Source organism: uncultured Veillonella sp. (genome assembly GCF_963543145.1).
GTDB lineage: Bacteria > Bacillota > Negativicutes > Veillonellales > Veillonellaceae > Veillonella.
Genome location: NZ_CAUTZP010000005.1, coordinates 1 through 18,007 on the forward strand (window position 1 = coordinate 1; position 18,007 = coordinate 18,007).

Genomic DNA, 18,007 nt, shown 5'->3' on the forward strand with positions numbered 1-18,007 from the left:
AGCCGTGAGGTTTGGAGCTGACTGGTACTAATAGATCGAGGGCTTTACTTAAGCAGCGTAACCAACTTGAAGGAGCAATGCGACGCACAAGTTGCGTGGAGTCGCTTACGTCGAAACGTAAGATTTCACTATGTGAAATCCACAGGCTTCGACGCAATCCTCCAGACGTGTACTTTAAGTATGGGACGCAATAATAAAACATTAAGCAGAAATGTGCAACAAATATATATAACTTCTATGTGGTTTTCAGAGTACAAACTCTGACAGATTCAGTGGCGATGGCTATGAGGATCCACCTGTTCCCATCTCGAACACAGTAGTTAAGCTCATAAACGCCGAAAGTACTTGGCTGGAGACGGCCTGGGAGGATAGGAAGCTGCTGATTAAGCATAAAATAGAGGGTCAACCCTAAAGGGTTGGCCCTCTATTTTTGTGCTCTAACGAGCACAGCTCTTATACCTGCTAGAGTCGTTTCCAGCCAAGGTTGTAGAAGTATATTCTATGTTTTTATAGCTATAGGCGGCGTGGGAAAAGCAGGGCAGTAGAAGATGGAGGAATGAAATGACGACAGATTCACTGCATCGCTTTCTTCCGAACGTAAGATTTACCGAACTGCGAAGCAGAGAAGGGAAATCCACAGTGAGGAAGCAAGTAGGGCCACCGAGAAGTAATTAAGTCTATGCGACGTATGGGGCCCACACATCACCTTCGACGAAGCCCTACAATTAGCAGCGTACATAAAAAATATTTTAAATACTGCCATGGGCGAGTGTGATAGGAAGCCGCGGCTAGTGGTAGAATCTAAACTTATCTTGTCGATACCGCAGTGCGTAGCACTAATGGTATCGTACCGTAAAGTAGTTGAGTAACTTCAAGTATTTGTAATTAACCGATACTGCAGCATGCTGGACCTATGGTATCGCACAGTATATTAGTTGAGTATCTATAAGAGAACACATAAAACCCCTATAAGCCATCTTCAACTAGCTCATAGGGGTTATCCTTATATTAAACTAATCTTCAATTGTTTATCTAAAGCAAAGGCAATTTTACACATAGTGCTTAAACTAGTATTTGCACCTTTCTCTATACGTGCGATTGTAGACTGTGGGACTCCAGATTTTTTTGCTAAATCACGCTGTGTTAAACCCGCAGCCTCTCTTGCTTTTAATACGGCCAATGCATTTTCTAATTTAGCTTTTTCTTCTAAATAGCTTTCTGTTAAAGCAGGATTGTTTTTATCTTTCTCAAATATCTTATCTAATGTTTTTAGTGGCATAATACTCCTCCTCAAATTCGCATTTTATTTGTTTTGCTCTTATTATTTCTTTTATCGGGGTTTTTTGCGTTTTTTAGTAAATCCATGAGTGATAATATATTGGTTATTTTTTACGTGGAAATATAAGGCTCTTTGAATATTTGATGAAACTTTTGATCGTATTTCGTTTATTTCGCTATCTAATTTTTTTACCCATTCAAGCTGAATTGCTGCTTGTATACCAGCTTCTTCAATCATATCTATTGTGGCACGTAATTTATTTCTATCTTTAATAGGAAGTGAGTTATAAAACTCTTCAAATTCGTTATGACCATTTGGTCTAGTATAAGATATAAACTTCGGTTTCTCCATCCTAATCCTTCTTTCTTGTATGATAGCATATATGCGTTCAAACTTCAATTTTAAAGTGATTGCTTATCCGAATTCTTATTCTAACTATATAGAAATATTAGCAGCCTTTTGTAGCTTAAAGAAATAATAAGCATAATTCTTTAGGCTTGTAATCACTATTCAAGTCTTATGGTATGTAACTATCCTTTACGCTCTATAATTAGAAAAAATCAAGTTATATCATTTATTGTTATTAGTTAAAAGTTACTGATTTTACGACCTGGTATTTTTCCTAGACTTACAGATGTGTGATTAAGACATTAATGAGCTTTCGAGATTTAAACTGTATAGGTCAAACCATCTATAATTAGTATTAATCAACGTGCTTTGAGATACATATTTTTCTTATAGCTATGTTATACTAGTTCTAATACTATATTTTCATAGGAGGTCTTATGACTAAGAAAATTGCGGTTCTTGTAAATGAGGATACAATGCAGCGCTGTTCTTGTGGCGGTTGCTTAAAAGCATTTATGAATAAAGCGGATTCCTTTGAGCGTTATGCAGATGAGGATATTGAGTTGGTAGGTTTCACGCATAGTGGTGGCGATCTAGCTAAGAAAATCGAGTCTTTCAAGAAAAAAGGTGTTACTACGGTTCATCTTTCTACATGTACTCGTGGTAAGAATGAGAATTATGAAAGCATCGCAGAGCAGTGTGCTGAGGCAGGCTTTGATGTAGTGGGCTATACTCATGGTGCTGCCGTATCTAAAGATGGCAAAGAAGCGGTTGTGCTTTCAGCAAAACCAGTAGTAGGTGATGAGTAATCTGTAATACCTAAATAATTTAAATCTGTGATAGCGATATTATTTAAATTTTTGAGAGCGAAATAATTTAGATAACGAAATAATTTAGATAACAAAATAATTTAGATAGCGAAATAATTTAACACAGATGAATAATTGTTCCACTATTCATTTTGTATTTACCATGTATCTATACAATATGAATAGTGTATAGAACTTAGTGTGGTATCTATATCTAAATACTTGTAGGGTACTAACTGATAGTATGAATTTTGTATTTATCTAAAGGCTATTTATAAATGGCTGTATATTCTTCTTGTATATAGCTATTTATTACTTGTTATATTTTGAGAGGTTGAGAGAATGAACAAGAAACTTACAGCGGCTACGTTATCTGTAGCTATGGCGGTGACTATGGCACCGGCGATCATGCAAACAGCGCCTGTACAAGCCGCATCTGGGGCAGTACAATCACTAGCTGGTGGCGCTATTGCTATGGCTTACGTATCTACTGCTTTAAATAAAATGGATAATTCCGAGCAAGGCCAAAAAGAGAGCTTGGCTCGTACAAAAGAAAAAACAGGTTACTTGAATGATAGTGCAGCGCAAGAACGTGTTAATCGCATTATGAAAACCTTAGAGGCTACGCCGAGCGTAAAACGTTCTTACGTTGTATATGCTAACCCTGACGAGGAGTTCAATGCTTTTGCAACGCTTGGCCGTGTTATGTCCGTTAATAAAGGTGCCTTGGATGCGCTTGATGATGATCAATTGGCGTACGTAATGGCCCATGAAATTGCCCATGGTGAGCATAAAGATATTATCAATGGCGCTAAAAAACAAATTGGTTTATCTACTGCGGTAGGTATCGCTGCGGGCGGTAGCGAAGGGGCTGCTATTTTATCCAACGTAGCAGGTAACTACTTGTCTAACCAAGTGTTTACCATGAGCCAAGAAAAAGCAGCTGATGAATTGGGCTTCCAAATCTTAAGCGAATCTCCTTATAATGTGGGCGGTGCAGCCGGTTCTATGCTAGTACTTCGCAATAAAGTTGGGGAACATTACCGTGAAGGGCTTTCACAAGTAGTGGCACCTAATAACCATCCTAAGTTAACTGATCGAGTGAACAATAATATTGCTCGCATGTACACATACTCTGGAAACCATGTAAACGTATCTAACGGCACCGTTTATGTAAATGGTGATAATATCTATACCCCAGCTGGTAGCGGCCGCTATACAGGGGAAGAACGCGCTTTCTACATGGCTGGCAAATTGGCTCGCATGTACCACAACAATCAAGTGACACCAGGTTCTGCATCTTATAATGGTGGCACAGTAACGGTAGCGGGTCAAAATATCGTCACTACTCCAAATGCAGATGTAGCATTACAAGTGGCGACGAACCTGAATAATGCCTTCGTGAAACCTGCAGGCGCTGCCGTTAATGGTAAAAAGCCAGCTAAGGTTAAACAAGAAAAACCTAAAAAGGTAAAAGAAACTCAAAACGCGAAAGACCATAAAAAAGCAGATAAAGCTAAAAAATAATAGTGATTACATTATTCGACGATACATTTTCGATGATATATTTTAGACGATATATTTTCGACGATACATTATGAATACAAGAGGACTGAGCGAATGCTTGGTCCTTTTTCTTGCATAGACCGTATACAATAGATACCGTATACTAAAGCTATAAATATTCGGTTAATCGTAAGTTGCAGATGAGAGAGGGGCGCTTATGAATCAAAAGAGGAGCATATTGGGAGCCTTAAAATGGATTATGTTCAATTATGTATTTTTAGGTATCCTTATAGTTATTGGCCTAGTTATCGGTTTGGCACCCGATTTATTGGGTGATGTCATATCAAGACATGGCTCAATTTGTGTATGAACGTTAATATATTAATACAGTAGATGTATGTATATCTTTATAGACCTTTAATGGTTATATACTGTATAATAATCATCATTCTGAAAGAGCCTTTAATTAGGCTCTTTCATTTTTACATTAATTTATCGTGGTATAGTAGTACAACACTATGAGATTTGTTTTCAATAACCGATAAATTGGGTATGTGTAAATAAGTATGTGTTATAAAACTATAGATTTTCTATAGTAAAAGCTCTATAATATTATGTATCTATATATATCTATATATTTGTATATTATGTTTGGTGATGTATCAAATATTTCCTTGTAAAGTAAGTGTTTTTGTACTTTTACAGTTATCATAGCCTCCCTGTGGAGGAGGTTTCTTTTTAGAGGAGTTGGATCGAAATGAAACAACCAGAATTGTCGCCGTATATGATGGCTCGCAAGCCGTCTGGCATTCGCTTAGGACAAATTAAATTCTTGGAACGTAAGAACCCACCTATCTTGGTGAATGGTTCTATTGGTAATGTAATGCGTCCTATGCATCCCGCCATGCAGCGTAGGTTGTTTAACTTGGGCGGTGTGAATAGCCCGTTCCATAATGGCATCGTGCCATACGTACCAACTACGGGTACTGATGAATGTCGCGAAGCATTCCTTCACATTTTACGGAGCCAAGGTTTTGATACAACTGGTCTTAATGTACTCGTAACAGACGGTGCATCCATGGCGATGGAAATCATTATGCTTGGCGTATGTGGTGGTGCAGGCGAAGAGGAACGTCCTCTTTTGATGTTCAACCCATCTTATACAAACTATGATGCGGTTGGTCTTCGCATCGGTCGTAAAACGGTTACTGTTGAGCGTGAGCTTAACGAAGATGGGGAATTTGAATTGCCATCCGTTGAAACTGTAGAGCAACGCATTATCGATACAAAACCGGGCGCATTGCTCATCATTCCTTACGATAATCCAACAGGTCAATTATTTAGCAAGGAAACGCTAATTGAATATGCTAAGTTATGTGTTAAACATAATTTGTGGATTATCTCTGACGAAGCATATCGTGAATTGGCTTACGAAAAAGGGAAAGAAACATCTAGTATTTGGGCTTTAACCGATAAGGATGTACCTGGCATTGAAGGTCGCCGTATCAGTCTCGAAACGGCTAGTAAGGTTTGGAATGCATGTGGTCTTCGCATTGGTGCCATCATTACAGATAATAAATTGTGCTACGAAAAATCTGTTGCAGAATATACAGCTAACCTCAGTGCTAATACATTGGGCCAATATATCTTTGGTGCGTTGAAGCACGAGTCCTACGCACAATTACACAACTGGTATGAGCAACAACGCGATTACTACCGTCAAATGATCTTTGAACTGCACGAAGGTTTCAAAGAGGTAGAGCCGGACTTCATCGTATCTCGTCCTGAAGCGTCTATTTACTTTGTAATCGACGTACGCAAGGTAGCTAAACCTGGCTTTGATGGCGTAGAGTTTGCCTCTTGGTGTGCCGAACACGGTGCAGTAAGCCTTGATGATGGTAAAGAGTACACACTTCTCATGGCACCGCTCAATGGTTTCTACAGCGGTAAAAAAGGCGATAATAACCCAGGCAAAACACAGTTGCGCGTATCCTTCTGTGAAAATCCAGACTTATTACGCTTGGCTCCTGAATTATTATCTAAACTATTCAGAGCTTACGAAGCACAACGTTAAGAAGCATAAAGTTAAGAAGCATAAAGTTAAGAAGAACAACGTTAACAAAAGAATGCCCTCCGTATGGAGGGCATTTTTGATAACTGTTGATATAAATATGTGTGTTGATACAAATAAAAAAGAAGCTATACGACTACGTGTTATAGCTTCTTTTTTGTTTTATCCCTAGGTACGATACGTAGGGAAGGGCAATTATTTTCCTTCTTCATCATGATGTGGTCCCTTAGTTTGCAATTCGGCTGCGAGCTGCTCGCTAGGCATTGAGTTTTCCTCTGTTGTTGGATACGAAGTGTCTTCTAAGATAACCGTTTCTAATAGTTTGTCAACTTGATCAGACTGAATAGATACTTCTTTGTTGTACCATTCGCCAAATTCGCGAATTACCTCTTCATTACGACGAAAGTAGGTATATTGATCAATTTTGCGAGATTCTACAAGTTCTGCATTTTCCAAAATGCTCATAAATGTAGAAATAGACGATTGAGATACACCGCAGCGTTTTTGGATGCTCTTAACGCTTACACTGTGAGGGAAATCGATAAGAGTTTTAGTGTGTACTTGTGCACCAAATTCTTGCTCTGGGTGTTTTAGCCACAATATAATATCTAACCGATGCGGATTGGATAATGCTTTCAAGATTCTTAACGGGTCCATAGGGCCTCCTCTTACTAAAAAAATAACGAGTTCCTAACCTTGACCGTGGACTTGCATTATGCGGTCGTATTATACGCGTCTTGCTCCGTATAGGGTTTTTCCTACTTTTATCATACGCTACTTTCACGGTGAAAGCTAGAAAAACTTATAAATTTCACGAATTGATGAATTTTATTGCACCTATTTATAAAAGGCAGTATGCAATAGTATAAACATATAATAATTATATATACATCCTATAGAGTCTTTTATAGGATATTTCCGTAAAATATAGAATATATTCATTTTTTTCTGTTATTTTTTAAAGGGGTTTTCGTTCTTCGTAGAGAATATATATATACTATATGAACTTATGTAAGTTTAAGCTTTCACATAAAGGAGCTGAGTATATGGCAATTGATCGTAATGAAACATTTGATGTCATCGTCGTTGGTGCAGGACCAGCGGGCTCTGCGGCGGCACTACGCCTCGCAGAACAGCGGGTAAAAGTACTGCTCATTGAACGTGGCACCGCACCAGGCGCTAAAAATATGATGGGTGGACGTATCTATACCCATTCTTTAGAGCGGTTAGTACCGGACTTTAGAGACCGTGCACCATTGGAACGTAAAGTGACAAAAGAGCGCATTTCTATCAGTACTGGTAATGAAATGACTACTATCGAGTATAGTAATCAAGATGGGAAACCTAATGAGGAATCCTATGTAGTATTGCGCGCTAAATTTGATAAATGGCTCGCTGAAGAGGCTGAGAAAAAAGGCGCCCTCCTCGTATCTAATGTGCAGGTCACAGACCTCATTACTGAAGGGGAAGGCAAGCATCGCCGTGTTGTGGGCGTTCGCTGTCATGATGATGAAGTTTACGCTAAACTCGTTATTATCGCCGAAGGTTCCAACACATTATTATTGGAAAAAGCTGGCTTAACAGGTCCTACCGATCCAAGTACAATGGCTGTAGGCGTTAAAGAAGTATATAAACTTAAAAAAGATGATCTTGAAAATCGTCTCATGCTATCCGGTGACGAAGGTATGGCATGGCTTACTTTGGGCGATATGACTGATGGTCTATTGGGCGGTGGCTTTATTTATACAAATAAGGATAGCCTTTCCGTGGGCATGGTTGTAGGCCTTGAGGATATTGGCAAAGCCAATAAATCTGTAGATGAAATGCTTTCAGCTTTCACAAGCCATCCAAGAATTGCACCATTATTGAAAAATGGTCAATTGAAAGAACATAGTGCGCATCTTGTACCGGAAGGTGGCTATAAAGCGATGCCACAATTGGGCGGTAATGGTTATATTATCGTTGGCGATGCAGCGCGTATGTGTATGAATCTTGGTTATACCATTCGTGGGATGGACCTTGCCATCGAATCTGGCATGTGTGCAGCCGATGCAGTTAACGTAGCATTGCGCGATGAAAATATGGAGCGTGTCGGTAAATTATATGAACGTCAAATCAAGAACTCTTGGTTGCATAAAGATTTGAAATTGTATAAAAACATGCCTGACTTCCTTGCATCCAATCCTCGTATATTCAAGGAATATCCAGCTCTCGTGAATAATGTGATGCGCGATGTATTCACTGTAAATGGTGATGGTGCTGTTCCAATGATGAAAAAATTAATGGGTCGCGTTGGTGACGTTGGCCTTGTAACCTTGATTCGTGATGCATTGAAAGGGGTGCGTTCCCTATGAAATTAGAAGAGCGCTTGGGCGCCAATAAATACTATGTAGATGAAACGTCTCCTCATATCCTTGTGGATGGCGCTGGCTTCAGCCACGAAGAGAAAATGAAACTCGTAAACGGCTGTCCTGCTGGTCTATATACATTACAAGAAAATGGCGATTTAGCCTTTGACTTCGCTGGTTGTTTAGAATGCGGTACTTGCCGTGTTCTCTGTGGCGAAACAATCGTAAAAACTTGGAAATATCCGCGTAACGCTAAGGGCGTAGAATTTAGACAGGGGTGAGTGTATGGAGTTATTAGTATGTATCAAACAGGTTCCAGATACATCTGAGATTAAACTGGATCCGGAAACGAATAATCTAATCCGCACAGGCTTGCCTAGCATTGTAAACCCTGATGATATGCATGCGTTAGAGGCGGCTCTTGCGGTAAAGGACGAACATGAAGGCAGCCGTGTAACGGTATTGTCGATGGGGCCTCCTCAAGCGGAGGATGCTCTTCGCCAATGTTTATCTCTCGGCGCTGATGATGCGGTGCTCGTTACAGACCGCGCTTTTGGTGGCGCTGATACATTGGCTACTAGCTATACCATTGCGTCTGCCATCCGTCATATTCAAAAGACTATGAACCGTCAATTTGAAATTATTTTCTGTGGTAAACAGGCTATCGATGGCGATACAGCGCAAGTAGGTCCTCAAATTGCTGAGGAACTCGGTATGGCGCAAGCAACGTATGCTTGTAAATTCTCCGTAGATACAGCGGCTCAAAAAGCAACTGTCACACGGGAGCATGAAAATGGTTACGAAATCGTAGAGGTGCCATTACCGGTATTAGTAACGGCTACAGCTGAGCTTAACGAGCCACGCCAACCAGGTCTTTGGAGCTCTATTTATGCGAAACGTTATGAAATTTCGCATATTACATTGCGAGATATGCCTAATATTGATGAAAGCCGTATCGGCCTTAATGGTTCTCCTACGCGCGTTCGCAAGGTATACCAACCACCTCTTCGCGGTAAAGTAGAAATGCTGCCAAATGTTGAGGAAGGGGCTAAAAAAGTTCTCGAATTGGCGTACAATATTAAGCCAGAAAAATTTGCTCATCTATTAGTTCCAAGCGACGCCCCTGTTGTGGCTGAGGAAACTAATGATGACGGTGTTGATGTTAAAGATCCTGCGCAACGGGCTGCTACTGTTGAAAGTGTGGCCCCTAGCGATTTTAAAGCGGTAGCTGCCGCTCAAGGTGATGAAGGTTCCAAAGGAGGTGACCGGTAATGGGTGTGACAAATTTTGATGATTATAAAGACGTCTTTGTCGTAGCCGATACCATCGATGATGTGGTGCATCCGGTTACTTATGAATTGATTGGCCAAGCTCGCCGTATCGCTAAGGAATTAGGCCAACTCGTTCAAGTTATGTTGCTGGGCGAACATGTTCAATCCGAAGCAGAAGAACTTGTAGCACATGGTGCTGATATTGTTCACGTTTTTGAAAGCCCTCTTTTGAAATACTATACAACTGATGGCTACACAAAGGTATTAACTGACTTCTTCAAAGATCATAAGCCTAACGTAATTTTAATCGGCGCTACTAACAACGGTCGTGACTTGGCACCTCGTATGTCTGGTCGCATGCAAAACGGTGTAGTAGCAGACTGTACAATCTTGACTGTAGATACTGCAGAGGGCCTTGTAGAATGGACTCGTCCTGCTTTGGGTGGCAATATCTTGGCGGAAATCATTTCTCCAAATCATCGTCCACAAATGGGCTCTGTACGTCCTAACGTATTCAAGAGACCAGAACGTATTGCAGATAGCTGGGGCCGTATTCAAGTTGAACAATTTGACCTTAAACCTGAAGATATTCGCATGAAACGGTTAGACTTTATTCCGTTCGGTAAAGATGGTTACAATATCCAAGAAGCGGATATCATCGTAGCTGGTGGTCGTGGCATGGGTTCTAAAGAAAACTTTGATAAACTTTACGAACTTGCTGAAGCTATTGGCGGCGTAGTAGGCGCTACACGTCCACTTGTTGAAAAAGGCTGGATTGAATTGCCGTACCAAGTAGGCCAAACTGGTAAAACGGTAAGCCCTAAACTATACTTGGCATTTGGTATTTCCGGCGCGATCCAACACGTGAGCGGCATCTCCGGTGCTGACACAATCGTGGCTATTAACAACGATCCAAACGCAGAAATCTTCCAACACGCTAACTACGGCATCGTAGGGGACTGCATGGAAGTGTTACATGATATGTTGGCGCATCTGAAATAAAATTATATAACTGATTATAAAGGATTACCGTCCCGAAAGGCTCCAAAGCGAGCTAAGTCGCTTCCGGAACGGTAATCCTTTTCATCTCTATAGGTTTTCCCTTCAGATGCGCCAATATGTCATTTTAGGAGGGGGAGAAGCGCCCAAGGCGGCTTCGAATAGGTATCCCTATTTGTTTTTTTAATTTCCGCCGATTATAGGTGGTAGGGTAGAATTTTTTGATTTTCATAATGGTATAATGAACTTGTAAAATAAAACGGATTGAGGATAAGGAGGCTTTTATGGCTCGTAATGTTTTTGTCACTGGTGCAACGTCTGGTATTGGTCTTTGTATTGCGGAAGCGTATGCCAAGCATGGGGATAATGTGTTGATTTCTGGTCGTCGCGGTGAGTTACTCGACGAGGTTCAGGCTCGCTTGTCTAAAGAATATGGCGTACGTGTTGAGACGTTAGTTCTTGATGTGCGTAGTCGGGAGGATGTGGAAAGCAAGGTCCCTGCTGCTATCGAGGCTTTTGGTGGCGTTGATGTACTCGTAAATAATGCTGGCCTTGCACAAGGGCTTGATCCTTTCCAAGATAGTGCTGTTGATGATGCGGTGACTATGATTGATACCAATGTGAAAGGCCTTTTATATGTAACAAAAGCAGTACTACCTTTTATGATCGATAAAAATGAAGGACATATTGTAAATATGGGTTCCACTGCAGGTATTTATGCCTATCCTAATGGTGCCGTGTACTGCGCTACAAAGGCAGCGGTAAAGACATTAAGCGATGGCATTCGCATGGATACTATAGCTACAGATATTAAGGTTACTACCATTCAACCAGGCATCGTAGAAACTCCATTCAGTGAAGTACGATTCCACGGTGATGCGGAACGAGCCAAATCTGTTTACGCTGGTATCGATGCAATCCAACCAGAGGATGTAGCCGATGTTGTATTGTATGTAACTAACCAACCTAAACGCTTGCAAATTTCCGATGTAACTATCATGGCGAACCAACAAGCGGCAGGCTTTATGGTTCATAAGAAATAATAGGGTATTATACTAAGCTTGATAACATGATATAGGTAGTATCTATTACTTGAAATTTTATATCATTTAGGATATACTTATTAAGTGCATTTTGATAAATATAATTTTACAAAACTTATTTACAGACATTGGTGAAGAAAAATCACATACAAAATAAATGTGTTTTTTATAATTTTTGTGTGGAGAGAAGGGAGATTTAACCGATGGTTAAAAAATTTGTATTACTAGCAGTTGCCTGTGCGTGTGTAGGTTCTTACACTGTTGCTGGTGCGCAAGGTACTTTTGATGTAAAACCAGATCCAGCTAAACCTGCGGTAGTAGAGCATTCAGAGCCTATGGTTGGCATGCCAAGCCCAATTCATGAATTTGCTACTATTGATGAAGCCGCTAAATATATGAATATTACACCTCAATTGCCTAAGGTATTGCCTGTAGGTTATAATATTGAGTCTGTAAATACAATCAATAAAGATGTATTGCAAGTTATCTATGTATACCAAGCTGGTGAAGATGCTACTCGTAATCAAGCGGCAGGCAAACGCATTGTGTATCGCATAGGGAATGCAACAGGTGATATTAGCGGCGATTACAACAATTACCGCGTCACAGCTACAGAAAAAGTAAACGGTACAAAGGTTACTTTCAAAGGTGGCGAAAAAATGGTGTACCTCGCTGGTTGGACGAAAGATGGTCAAAACCATGCGATGTACTTTGAGCGCCCTGTAACTCGTGACATGGCTAAAGCGATCATTGCTAACACTGTAGCACCTAAATCACATACAAAATAATATAACAGTCCAGCCTAGTGGGATAGGCATGCGAGCTGTGGTGAAGCACTCGCATGGACACTGTAAGGGTTTTATATGGAACGGCTCCTCCTATGAGGGGCCGTTTTTGTATAGACTTAGCTTAAAGATTGTTATGAATATATTTTTTTAGCCATTAATAGATTGATATATCGCGAAATTACGATATAATAGTCTTAGAGGTGAATAAAGATGAATCAATTAGAGATCTTTAAAGCACTTGCTAATGAATCACGTCTACAGATTCTATTTTGGCTAAAGGATCCAAAGCGCTATTTTACTCATGAAGAACCGGTAGATATGGTGGAAGTCGGCGTCTGTGTAGGTCAAATTCAGCTTAGATTAGGAGTTACCCAATCGACAGCATCTCAATATTTGTCTGTATTGCAAAAGGCAGATTTAGTGATTGCTACGCGAATTGGTAAATGGACCTATTATCGACGCAACGAGGAAACCATTGCGAAATTAGCAAAGTTGGTAGAAACTGAATTATAAAAGAGCATGAATATATAACACATAAGTATGTGTAACATAATTTACTAGTCAGATGATTATATTGATAACACGAGTATATTGATACGATGAGTACGATCTAGTGAGTGTGATTATATAGGATTGCTTTTTTATTAGCTTGACGTATCGTTAATTCGCGATATGTAAATGCGATATTACGATTCAGCAATCAGTATTCAGTATTTAGTAATCAGCATCCAGTAATCAGAATTTAGTAATCAGAATTTAGTAATCAGAATTTAGTAATCAGAATTTAGTAATCAGCTAGATTATATAATAAAGTACCTATAAAAATAGGAGAAAGAGGCTATCATGGCACAACACAACTTAACAGATACAATTACATTCCGTCGTGGATTGACTATTCCTAACCGCATTGCCTTGGCTCCGATGTAAACTCAATCTGCATTAGAGGGTGGCTATGTAGGTAACGATACGATCCGTTATTACAACCATCGTTCTAAGGCAGCAGGTCTATTGATTACTGAATTCCATTATGTTAGTGAAAGTGGTGGTCCAGCGTACATGCCTGGCTTTCCATCTCAATTAGGCATCTATTCTGATATTCACTTAGAGGGAGCAAAGCAAATTGCCCGAGCCTTAAAGAAAGATGGTAATAAAGCAGTTATGCAAATTCATCACGGTGGTCGCATGGCGATTGGCCGCTTTATCAATCATCAAGATGTAGTAGCGCCTAGCGAATTACATCGTAAGTTCCCAGTTCGTGCTCTTACTGAAAGTGAAATTGATGAGATTATCGCTGACTTTGGTCGCGCTACAAAACGAGCTATTGAAGCGGGTTTTGATGGTGTAGAAATTCACGGTGCTAACCATTATTTACTACAACAATTCTTCTCTGTATTAACAAACCATCGCACAGATAAATGGGGCGGCTCTTTAGAAAATCGTATGCGCTTCCCATTAGCGGTTGTGCGTGAAGTAAAACGCGTTGTAGAAGAAGCGGGCGTACAAAACTTTATCATTGGCTACCGTTTGAGCCCAGAAGAAATTCACGGTACAGATATTGGCTATACGTATAAAGAATCCCTTCAACTCGTAGAGGCTATTGTAAAAGAAGAGTTAGATTACATCCATTTATCCTTATGGGGTGGCTATGATTCTAAACCAGAAGGCGCCGATCAATCCTTTGGCTCTTTATTCAAAGCAGTTCTCGATGATGAAACAAAGCTTATTATTGTAGGTAACATCTTCAGCGAAGAAGCGGCTCGTGATGCCGTAGAAAACTACACTGACATCATCGCAGTAGGCCGTGGTACTTTGATAGATCCTGAATTTGGTCATAAAATTATGACTGGAAAAGGTGATACCATTGTTCACGAAGTAACTCCGGAACATGTTCCAAACATGCACCTAACACCAGGCCTATTTGAAGCTTTCACACGCACTGACTCCTTGGGCTTGCCACCACTACCAGGTGCAGAATCCATCTATGACCAACATAGAGGTACATACGATAACCATCCACTAGCAATTCCATATGCGGAACAATAAAAAGCAAACATCAACTATATTAGTACAAAAATTTAGTGAATAATTTCGTAAATAACTTAGTAAAAACACAGATTGTTAAGTAAAATCTTTAGTTAAATAATCGAATCAGCATACATTAAAACTATACACCTATACATAACTTGTGAAAGCAAGTTTGTAAAATAAGAGGCTGTAGCAGAATACAATAATAACGTATTCTGCTACAGCCTTTTCATTTATTATATTCTGTTTATTACCTTTATAAATTAATTATGCTTATATATGCAGGATTTTTTGTTTCTTTGTAGAAATATATAAATAAGATGAAGTGCGTATATTAATGTTTAGGAGGTATTTGTTATGGAATTCGAAGGTCTTATCAAATCACATGTGCAACGGATTAAAACTTTAAAAAATGATATTTTGACAGAAGAAGCAACAAAGACATCCCTTATTATGCCTTTCTTTAGAATCCTTGGTTATGACGTATTTAATCCAAATGAATTTATGCCTGAGTTCGTAGCAGATGTGGGGCTCAAAAAGGGAGAAAAAGTTGATTATGCTATTAAGTTAGATAATGAACCAGTTATTTTAGTCGAGTGTAAATCAATCAATGAGAAACTAGAGAAACATGACTCTCAACTATATCGTTATTTTGGGACAACAACAGCTAAGTTTGCTATTCTTACAAATGGTATCGTATATAGATTCTATACAGATATTGATGAAGTTAATAAGATGGATGAAGCTCCATTTTTAGAAATTAACTTATTAGAGCTACGTGATGAGCAAATTGCAAAGTTACAGCATTTTACAAAAGAAAATTTTGATAAGGATGCAATTTATGATTCTGCAGAGGGCTTAAAAAATGAGGCTCAAATTCGTCAGATTATAAAAGAAGAAATTGAAAATCCTAGTGAAGAATTAGTAAAACTTATACTTGGAAAAGGTGTGTATAATCGCGCGAAAACTCAGGCTGTTATTGAGAAATATACGCCTATTGTAAAGAACGCATTTGACTATATTATAAAAGAAATGCTGAATAAAAAAATTGAGACTGCATTTGCAAATACTGAAACTACCGAAACAAGTGCTGCTCAATCAGATAATGAAGAAATAGATACTAATGAAGAGGTAGAAAGTAAAATTGTTACAACAGAAGAAGAACTTGAATCATATTATATTGTTAGAGCAATTTTAAGCAAGTATATAAACGTAGACCGGATTACCTATAGTGACAAGGAAAGCTATTTTGCAATTATTTTAGATGATCACATTACTAAGTGGTTATGTCGCATCTATATTAAAAAGAATAAGAAATATATTGGCATTGTGGAAAATGGTGAACAAATTAAATATACAATTGAAAATGTTAGCGATATCTATGGGTATGCTGATAAACTTATTCAAAGATTGCAAGCATTAGATATGAAGTAAGTAAATAAATTTATTCCTACACTGTTGATATATTTATCACAATTTGAAGATTAAGAAGAGAGAGTCTTATGAATATTTTAGATAATATTTTAGATAAGGTGGAAGAAGCTTTAAATAATTTATATGAAAAGGACCAATATTTGATTTGTTCTAAAGGGAATAATCATGTCAGTGAACGATCTATTACTCATAAATTGGGTTCATATCTTACCCCTTTATTTGAAGAGTATGATGTGGATTGTGAATATAATAGATTCGGTTATGAGTGTAAATTTATTAAAAAACTAAATCGGAATGTAATACCAGATATCATTATCCATAAGAGAGGTAAAGGTAATAATTTTATCGCGATAGAAGTAAAAACTTGGTGGAATAAATCTAAAGTTTCGGAAGATAAGCGTAAATTGATTGAGCTTACAAAGTCTAAATATAATTATAAATATGGAATTAGTTTAATTATTAATAAAAATAGAAATAAAGTATCTAAAGTGATTTTTTATAAAGGAAAAGAGCTGGATAGATAATGTATAGAAAAAAGAGACTCTTCTAGTGGAGTCTCTTTTTTCTATAATAGTTATTAAATTTCCGCTTTCAAATCGATAATATTTTTTGCGGCTACGCAACCAGGGCAGTCACAGAATTCTGCGCCTTGTGCTTTAATTTCTTTGGCATGTTGCAATAGGTTCGCAGCACCTTCCTTGCCGAGAATTTGTGTAGCGAGTTCAGAGCCTGCAAAGCCGATTGTTTCATCGATGAGGGCAATATTTTGTTCTGCTACAGATACGAGTTTTTTAGTAAGTTCTTCTTGCTCAGGTTTGCCTTCTGCATTGATCCAAGATTGAGCAAATTCTTTTACTATTTCATTGCTTGTTGGCGCATCTAATATAGCTTTTACCAGTTGCGTTAATTGTGTATGTGTCATGACTATTTCCTCCATATAATTACTAACTATAGTTTTTGAATAGTGCATTTAATATCATATGAGCATCTGTTCCTTTTGATGAGTTCATTATAGCATCTACAGATATTTTGAATAGTAGAATGATTTACGATAGATATTATCAAATACAATAGATTTATGATATTTATTGGTTAAAACTTTCCTCAATCCTTAATCATTTCTTTTACATTAGCATATGATTTTGCTTTTACTTTTCCTGCTAATATATCTTTCGTTTCTTGAATAGCAGCTTCTGTTTCTGCATTATAACGAGGTTGTTTAAATCCTTATAAATATAAGCGTATTAGGATTTTAGGTGATATAATTAACTTACTATATGTAGCTTATTTACAGGGGATTGTATTATGAAAAAGGTTGTATGCGCATTAGCTACGCTAGCATTTATAGGTTCTATCAATGTTGTCTCTGCAGATGATTTGATGCGGTTTCGTCTTAATGGCAATTCTATTTATGATCAGCCCTATGGTGACAGAAATGAGTTCCCATGTCCTGACGGACTTGGTAGTTGTACTATAACTGATAGTGACTATGGACGTGCTCGAAAGGGTCAATCACTAGAGGTGTTTGATACTATATATGAGGCTAAACAACATTTGAACTTTAAACCGCAGTTGCTAAGTGGATTAGAGGAATTTCGCCCTGTACATGTGTCTATTGTGGATCACGATGTATTACAAGTCGTGTATGCCTATCATGAGCTTTTAAAAGGAAAACATTCTGACCCTGTAGATAATACGCCGAAGTATATAAAATATCGTGTATCTACTGTGTCCGGAAATATCGCTGGTGACTATAAGGATTACTTGCCTCAGAAAACAGATGTAGTGAATGGCATGATTATAACTTATAGAATGGTGGATGATGATGTATATTTGGCATCTTGGGAGCAGGATGGTCAAAATCATGTGTTCTTATTCAATAATCCCGTTTCTATTACGTGGGCTAGAGACATGATTAACAGTGTAGAATATTGAAAAAACACTTTAAGTGTAGTATATTCTAGATAGGCAATTGATAGTTGTGCAATTAACTACAAAATCCCCCGGAGCGGCAACTCTGAGGGATTTTTTACATCATATATGAAAATAAAGTTATTCATAGTGACAATATTTTATTTTTTATGGT

The 18,007-nt window shown here is 38.4% G+C and carries 18 protein-coding genes and 1 rRNA gene; 15 read left to right on the forward strand and 4 right to left on the reverse strand.

The window, feature by feature from the left end; genetic code table 11:
• Positions 1-268 precede the first annotated feature (268 nt).
• A 5S ribosomal RNA gene (rrf, locus tag RWZ05_RS03455) occupies positions 269-385 on the forward strand.
• Positions 386-1,003: 618 nt separating this feature from the next.
• Here the strand turns inward: rrf and RWZ05_RS03460 are convergent.
• Together RWZ05_RS03460 and RWZ05_RS03465 are read right to left on the reverse strand one after the other, a co-directional pair.
• A complete protein-coding gene (locus tag RWZ05_RS03460) occupies positions 1,004-1,279 on the reverse strand; it encodes a helix-turn-helix transcriptional regulator (RefSeq protein ID WP_314642145.1) in 276 nt (91 codons plus the stop codon).
• 51 nt (positions 1,280-1,330) lie between these two features.
• Positions 1,331-1,630 carry a type II toxin-antitoxin system RelE/ParE family toxin gene (locus RWZ05_RS03465; RefSeq protein ID WP_314642147.1) on the reverse strand — a complete coding sequence of 100 codons (300 nt, stop codon included), beginning with the start codon at positions 1,628-1,630 and terminating at the stop codon, positions 1,331-1,333.
• A 434-nt stretch (positions 1,631-2,064) separates the two neighbouring features.
• Here RWZ05_RS03465 and RWZ05_RS03470 point away from each other — a divergent pair, with 434 nt between their 5' ends.
• The 3 genes from RWZ05_RS03470 to RWZ05_RS03480 all read left to right on the forward strand — a co-directional run bounded on the left by RWZ05_RS03470 (position 2,065) and on the right by RWZ05_RS03480 (position 6,016).
• Positions 2,065-2,436: a CGGC domain-containing protein gene (locus RWZ05_RS03470; RefSeq protein WP_314642150.1), complete on the forward strand. Its 372-nt coding sequence runs from the start codon at positions 2,065-2,067 to the stop codon at positions 2,434-2,436.
• Between the two features lie 342 nt (positions 2,437-2,778).
• Positions 2,779-3,963: a M48 family metallopeptidase gene (locus RWZ05_RS03475; RefSeq protein ID WP_314642151.1), complete on the forward strand. Its 1,185-nt coding sequence runs from the start codon at positions 2,779-2,781 to the stop codon at positions 3,961-3,963.
• Positions 3,964-4,699: 736 nt separating this feature from the next.
• Positions 4,700-6,016 carry an aminotransferase class I/II-fold pyridoxal phosphate-dependent enzyme gene (locus tag RWZ05_RS03480; RefSeq protein ID WP_314642152.1) on the forward strand — a complete coding sequence of 439 codons (1,317 nt, stop codon included), beginning with the start codon at positions 4,700-4,702 and terminating at the stop codon, positions 6,014-6,016.
• Between the two features lie 192 nt (positions 6,017-6,208).
• Here RWZ05_RS03480 and RWZ05_RS03485 read toward each other — a convergent pair whose 3' ends face one another.
• Positions 6,209-6,670 carry a helix-turn-helix domain-containing protein gene (locus RWZ05_RS03485; protein WP_314642153.1) on the reverse strand — a complete coding sequence of 154 codons (462 nt, stop codon included), beginning with the start codon at positions 6,668-6,670 and terminating at the stop codon, positions 6,209-6,211.
• A gap of 389 nt (positions 6,671-7,059) precedes the next feature.
• On the opposite strand from RWZ05_RS03485, the gene RWZ05_RS03490 reads away from it, so the two are divergent.
• The 10 genes from RWZ05_RS03490 to RWZ05_RS03535 all read left to right on the forward strand — a co-directional run bounded on the left by RWZ05_RS03490 (position 7,060) and on the right by RWZ05_RS03535 (position 16,445).
• Entirely contained in the window at positions 7,060-8,367 is a 1,308-nt protein-coding gene (locus RWZ05_RS03490; RefSeq protein ID WP_314642155.1) for an FAD-dependent oxidoreductase, read from the forward strand.
• Positions 8,364-8,642 (forward strand): ferredoxin family protein, encoded by a 279-nt coding sequence (locus RWZ05_RS03495; protein ID WP_005387378.1) that lies wholly within the window; start codon positions 8,364-8,366, stop codon positions 8,640-8,642. The genes RWZ05_RS03490 and RWZ05_RS03495 overlap by 4 nt, the downstream gene beginning before the upstream one ends.
• A 4-nt stretch (positions 8,643-8,646) precedes the next feature.
• Complete coding sequence (locus tag RWZ05_RS03500; protein ID WP_314642156.1) at positions 8,647-9,633, forward strand: electron transfer flavoprotein subunit beta/FixA family protein; 987 nt, start codon at positions 8,647-8,649, stop codon at positions 9,631-9,633.
• The gene (locus tag RWZ05_RS03505) at positions 9,633-10,634 is read left to right on the forward strand and encodes an electron transfer flavoprotein subunit alpha/FixB family protein (RefSeq protein WP_314642157.1); all 1,002 of its coding nucleotides are present in this window, start codon (positions 9,633-9,635) and stop codon (positions 10,632-10,634) included. Before RWZ05_RS03500 ends, RWZ05_RS03505 begins: the two co-directional genes overlap by 1 nt.
• Positions 10,635-10,915: 281 nt before the next feature.
• A complete protein-coding gene (locus RWZ05_RS03510) occupies positions 10,916-11,674 on the forward strand; it encodes an SDR family NAD(P)-dependent oxidoreductase (protein ID WP_314642158.1) in 759 nt (252 codons plus the stop codon).
• Positions 11,675-11,877: 203 nt separating this feature from the next.
• Positions 11,878-12,462, forward strand: a complete 585-nt coding sequence (locus tag RWZ05_RS03515) for a hypothetical protein (RefSeq protein ID WP_314642163.1) — start codon at positions 11,878-11,880, stop codon at positions 12,460-12,462.
• Positions 12,463-12,672: 210 nt separating this feature from the next.
• The gene (locus tag RWZ05_RS03520; RefSeq protein ID WP_314642164.1) at positions 12,673-12,975 is read left to right on the forward strand and encodes a metalloregulator ArsR/SmtB family transcription factor; all 303 of its coding nucleotides are present in this window, start codon (positions 12,673-12,675) and stop codon (positions 12,973-12,975) included.
• A gap of 456 nt (positions 12,976-13,431) precedes the next feature.
• The gene (locus RWZ05_RS03525; RefSeq protein WP_314642311.1) at positions 13,432-14,505 is read left to right on the forward strand and encodes a hypothetical protein; all 1,074 of its coding nucleotides are present in this window, start codon (positions 13,432-13,434) and stop codon (positions 14,503-14,505) included.
• A gap of 339 nt (positions 14,506-14,844) precedes the next feature.
• On the forward strand, positions 14,845-15,921 hold the full coding sequence (locus RWZ05_RS03530) for a type I restriction endonuclease (protein WP_314642166.1): 1,077 nt from the start codon (positions 14,845-14,847) through the stop codon (positions 15,919-15,921).
• 68 nt (positions 15,922-15,989) lie between these two features.
• Positions 15,990-16,445: a hypothetical protein gene (locus RWZ05_RS03535; protein WP_314642168.1), complete on the forward strand. Its 456-nt coding sequence runs from the start codon at positions 15,990-15,992 to the stop codon at positions 16,443-16,445.
• Positions 16,446-16,498: 53 nt separating this feature from the next.
• On the opposite strand, the gene RWZ05_RS03540 is transcribed toward RWZ05_RS03535, so the two are convergent.
• Entirely contained in the window at positions 16,499-16,843 is a 345-nt protein-coding gene (locus RWZ05_RS03540) for a hypothetical protein (RefSeq protein ID WP_314642169.1), read from the reverse strand.
• 383 nt (positions 16,844-17,226) lie between these two features.
• On the opposite strand from RWZ05_RS03540, the gene RWZ05_RS03545 reads away from it, so the two are divergent.
• A complete protein-coding gene (locus tag RWZ05_RS03545) occupies positions 17,227-17,856 on the forward strand; it encodes a hypothetical protein (protein ID WP_314642170.1) in 630 nt (209 codons plus the stop codon).
• Positions 17,857-18,007: the final 151 nt, after the last annotated feature.

Bases quoted from the DNA above. Each gene is read 5' to 3' on its own strand.
- RWZ05_RS03460 (WP_314642145.1), bottom strand. From the start codon at position 1,279: ATGCCACTAAAAACATTAGATAAGATATTTGAGAAAGATAAAAACAAT.
- RWZ05_RS03465 (WP_314642147.1), bottom strand. From the start codon at position 1,630: ATGGAGAAACCGAAGTTTATATCTTATACTAGACCAAATGGTCATAAC.
- RWZ05_RS03470 (WP_314642150.1), top strand. From the start codon at position 2,065: ATGACTAAGAAAATTGCGGTTCTTGTAAATGAGGATACAATGCAGCGC.
- RWZ05_RS03475 (WP_314642151.1), top strand. From the start codon at position 2,779: ATGAACAAGAAACTTACAGCGGCTACGTTATCTGTAGCTATGGCGGTG.
- RWZ05_RS03480 (WP_314642152.1), top strand. From the start codon at position 4,700: ATGAAACAACCAGAATTGTCGCCGTATATGATGGCTCGCAAGCCGTCT.
- RWZ05_RS03485 (WP_314642153.1), bottom strand. From the start codon at position 6,670: ATGGACCCGTTAAGAATCTTGAAAGCATTATCCAATCCGCATCGGTTA.
- RWZ05_RS03490 (WP_314642155.1), top strand. From the start codon at position 7,060: ATGGCAATTGATCGTAATGAAACATTTGATGTCATCGTCGTTGGTGCA.
- RWZ05_RS03495 (WP_005387378.1), top strand. From the start codon at position 8,364: ATGAAATTAGAAGAGCGCTTGGGCGCCAATAAATACTATGTAGATGAA.
- RWZ05_RS03500 (WP_314642156.1), top strand. From the start codon at position 8,647: ATGGAGTTATTAGTATGTATCAAACAGGTTCCAGATACATCTGAGATT.
- RWZ05_RS03505 (WP_314642157.1), top strand. From the start codon at position 9,633: ATGGGTGTGACAAATTTTGATGATTATAAAGACGTCTTTGTCGTAGCC.
- RWZ05_RS03510 (WP_314642158.1), top strand. From the start codon at position 10,916: ATGGCTCGTAATGTTTTTGTCACTGGTGCAACGTCTGGTATTGGTCTT.
- RWZ05_RS03515 (WP_314642163.1), top strand. From the start codon at position 11,878: ATGGTTAAAAAATTTGTATTACTAGCAGTTGCCTGTGCGTGTGTAGGT.
- RWZ05_RS03520 (WP_314642164.1), top strand. From the start codon at position 12,673: ATGAATCAATTAGAGATCTTTAAAGCACTTGCTAATGAATCACGTCTA.
- RWZ05_RS03530 (WP_314642166.1), top strand. From the start codon at position 14,845: ATGGAATTCGAAGGTCTTATCAAATCACATGTGCAACGGATTAAAACT.
- RWZ05_RS03535 (WP_314642168.1), top strand. From the start codon at position 15,990: ATGAATATTTTAGATAATATTTTAGATAAGGTGGAAGAAGCTTTAAAT.
- RWZ05_RS03540 (WP_314642169.1), bottom strand. From the start codon at position 16,843: ATGACACATACACAATTAACGCAACTGGTAAAAGCTATATTAGATGCG.
- RWZ05_RS03545 (WP_314642170.1), top strand. From the start codon at position 17,227: ATGAAAAAGGTTGTATGCGCATTAGCTACGCTAGCATTTATAGGTTCT.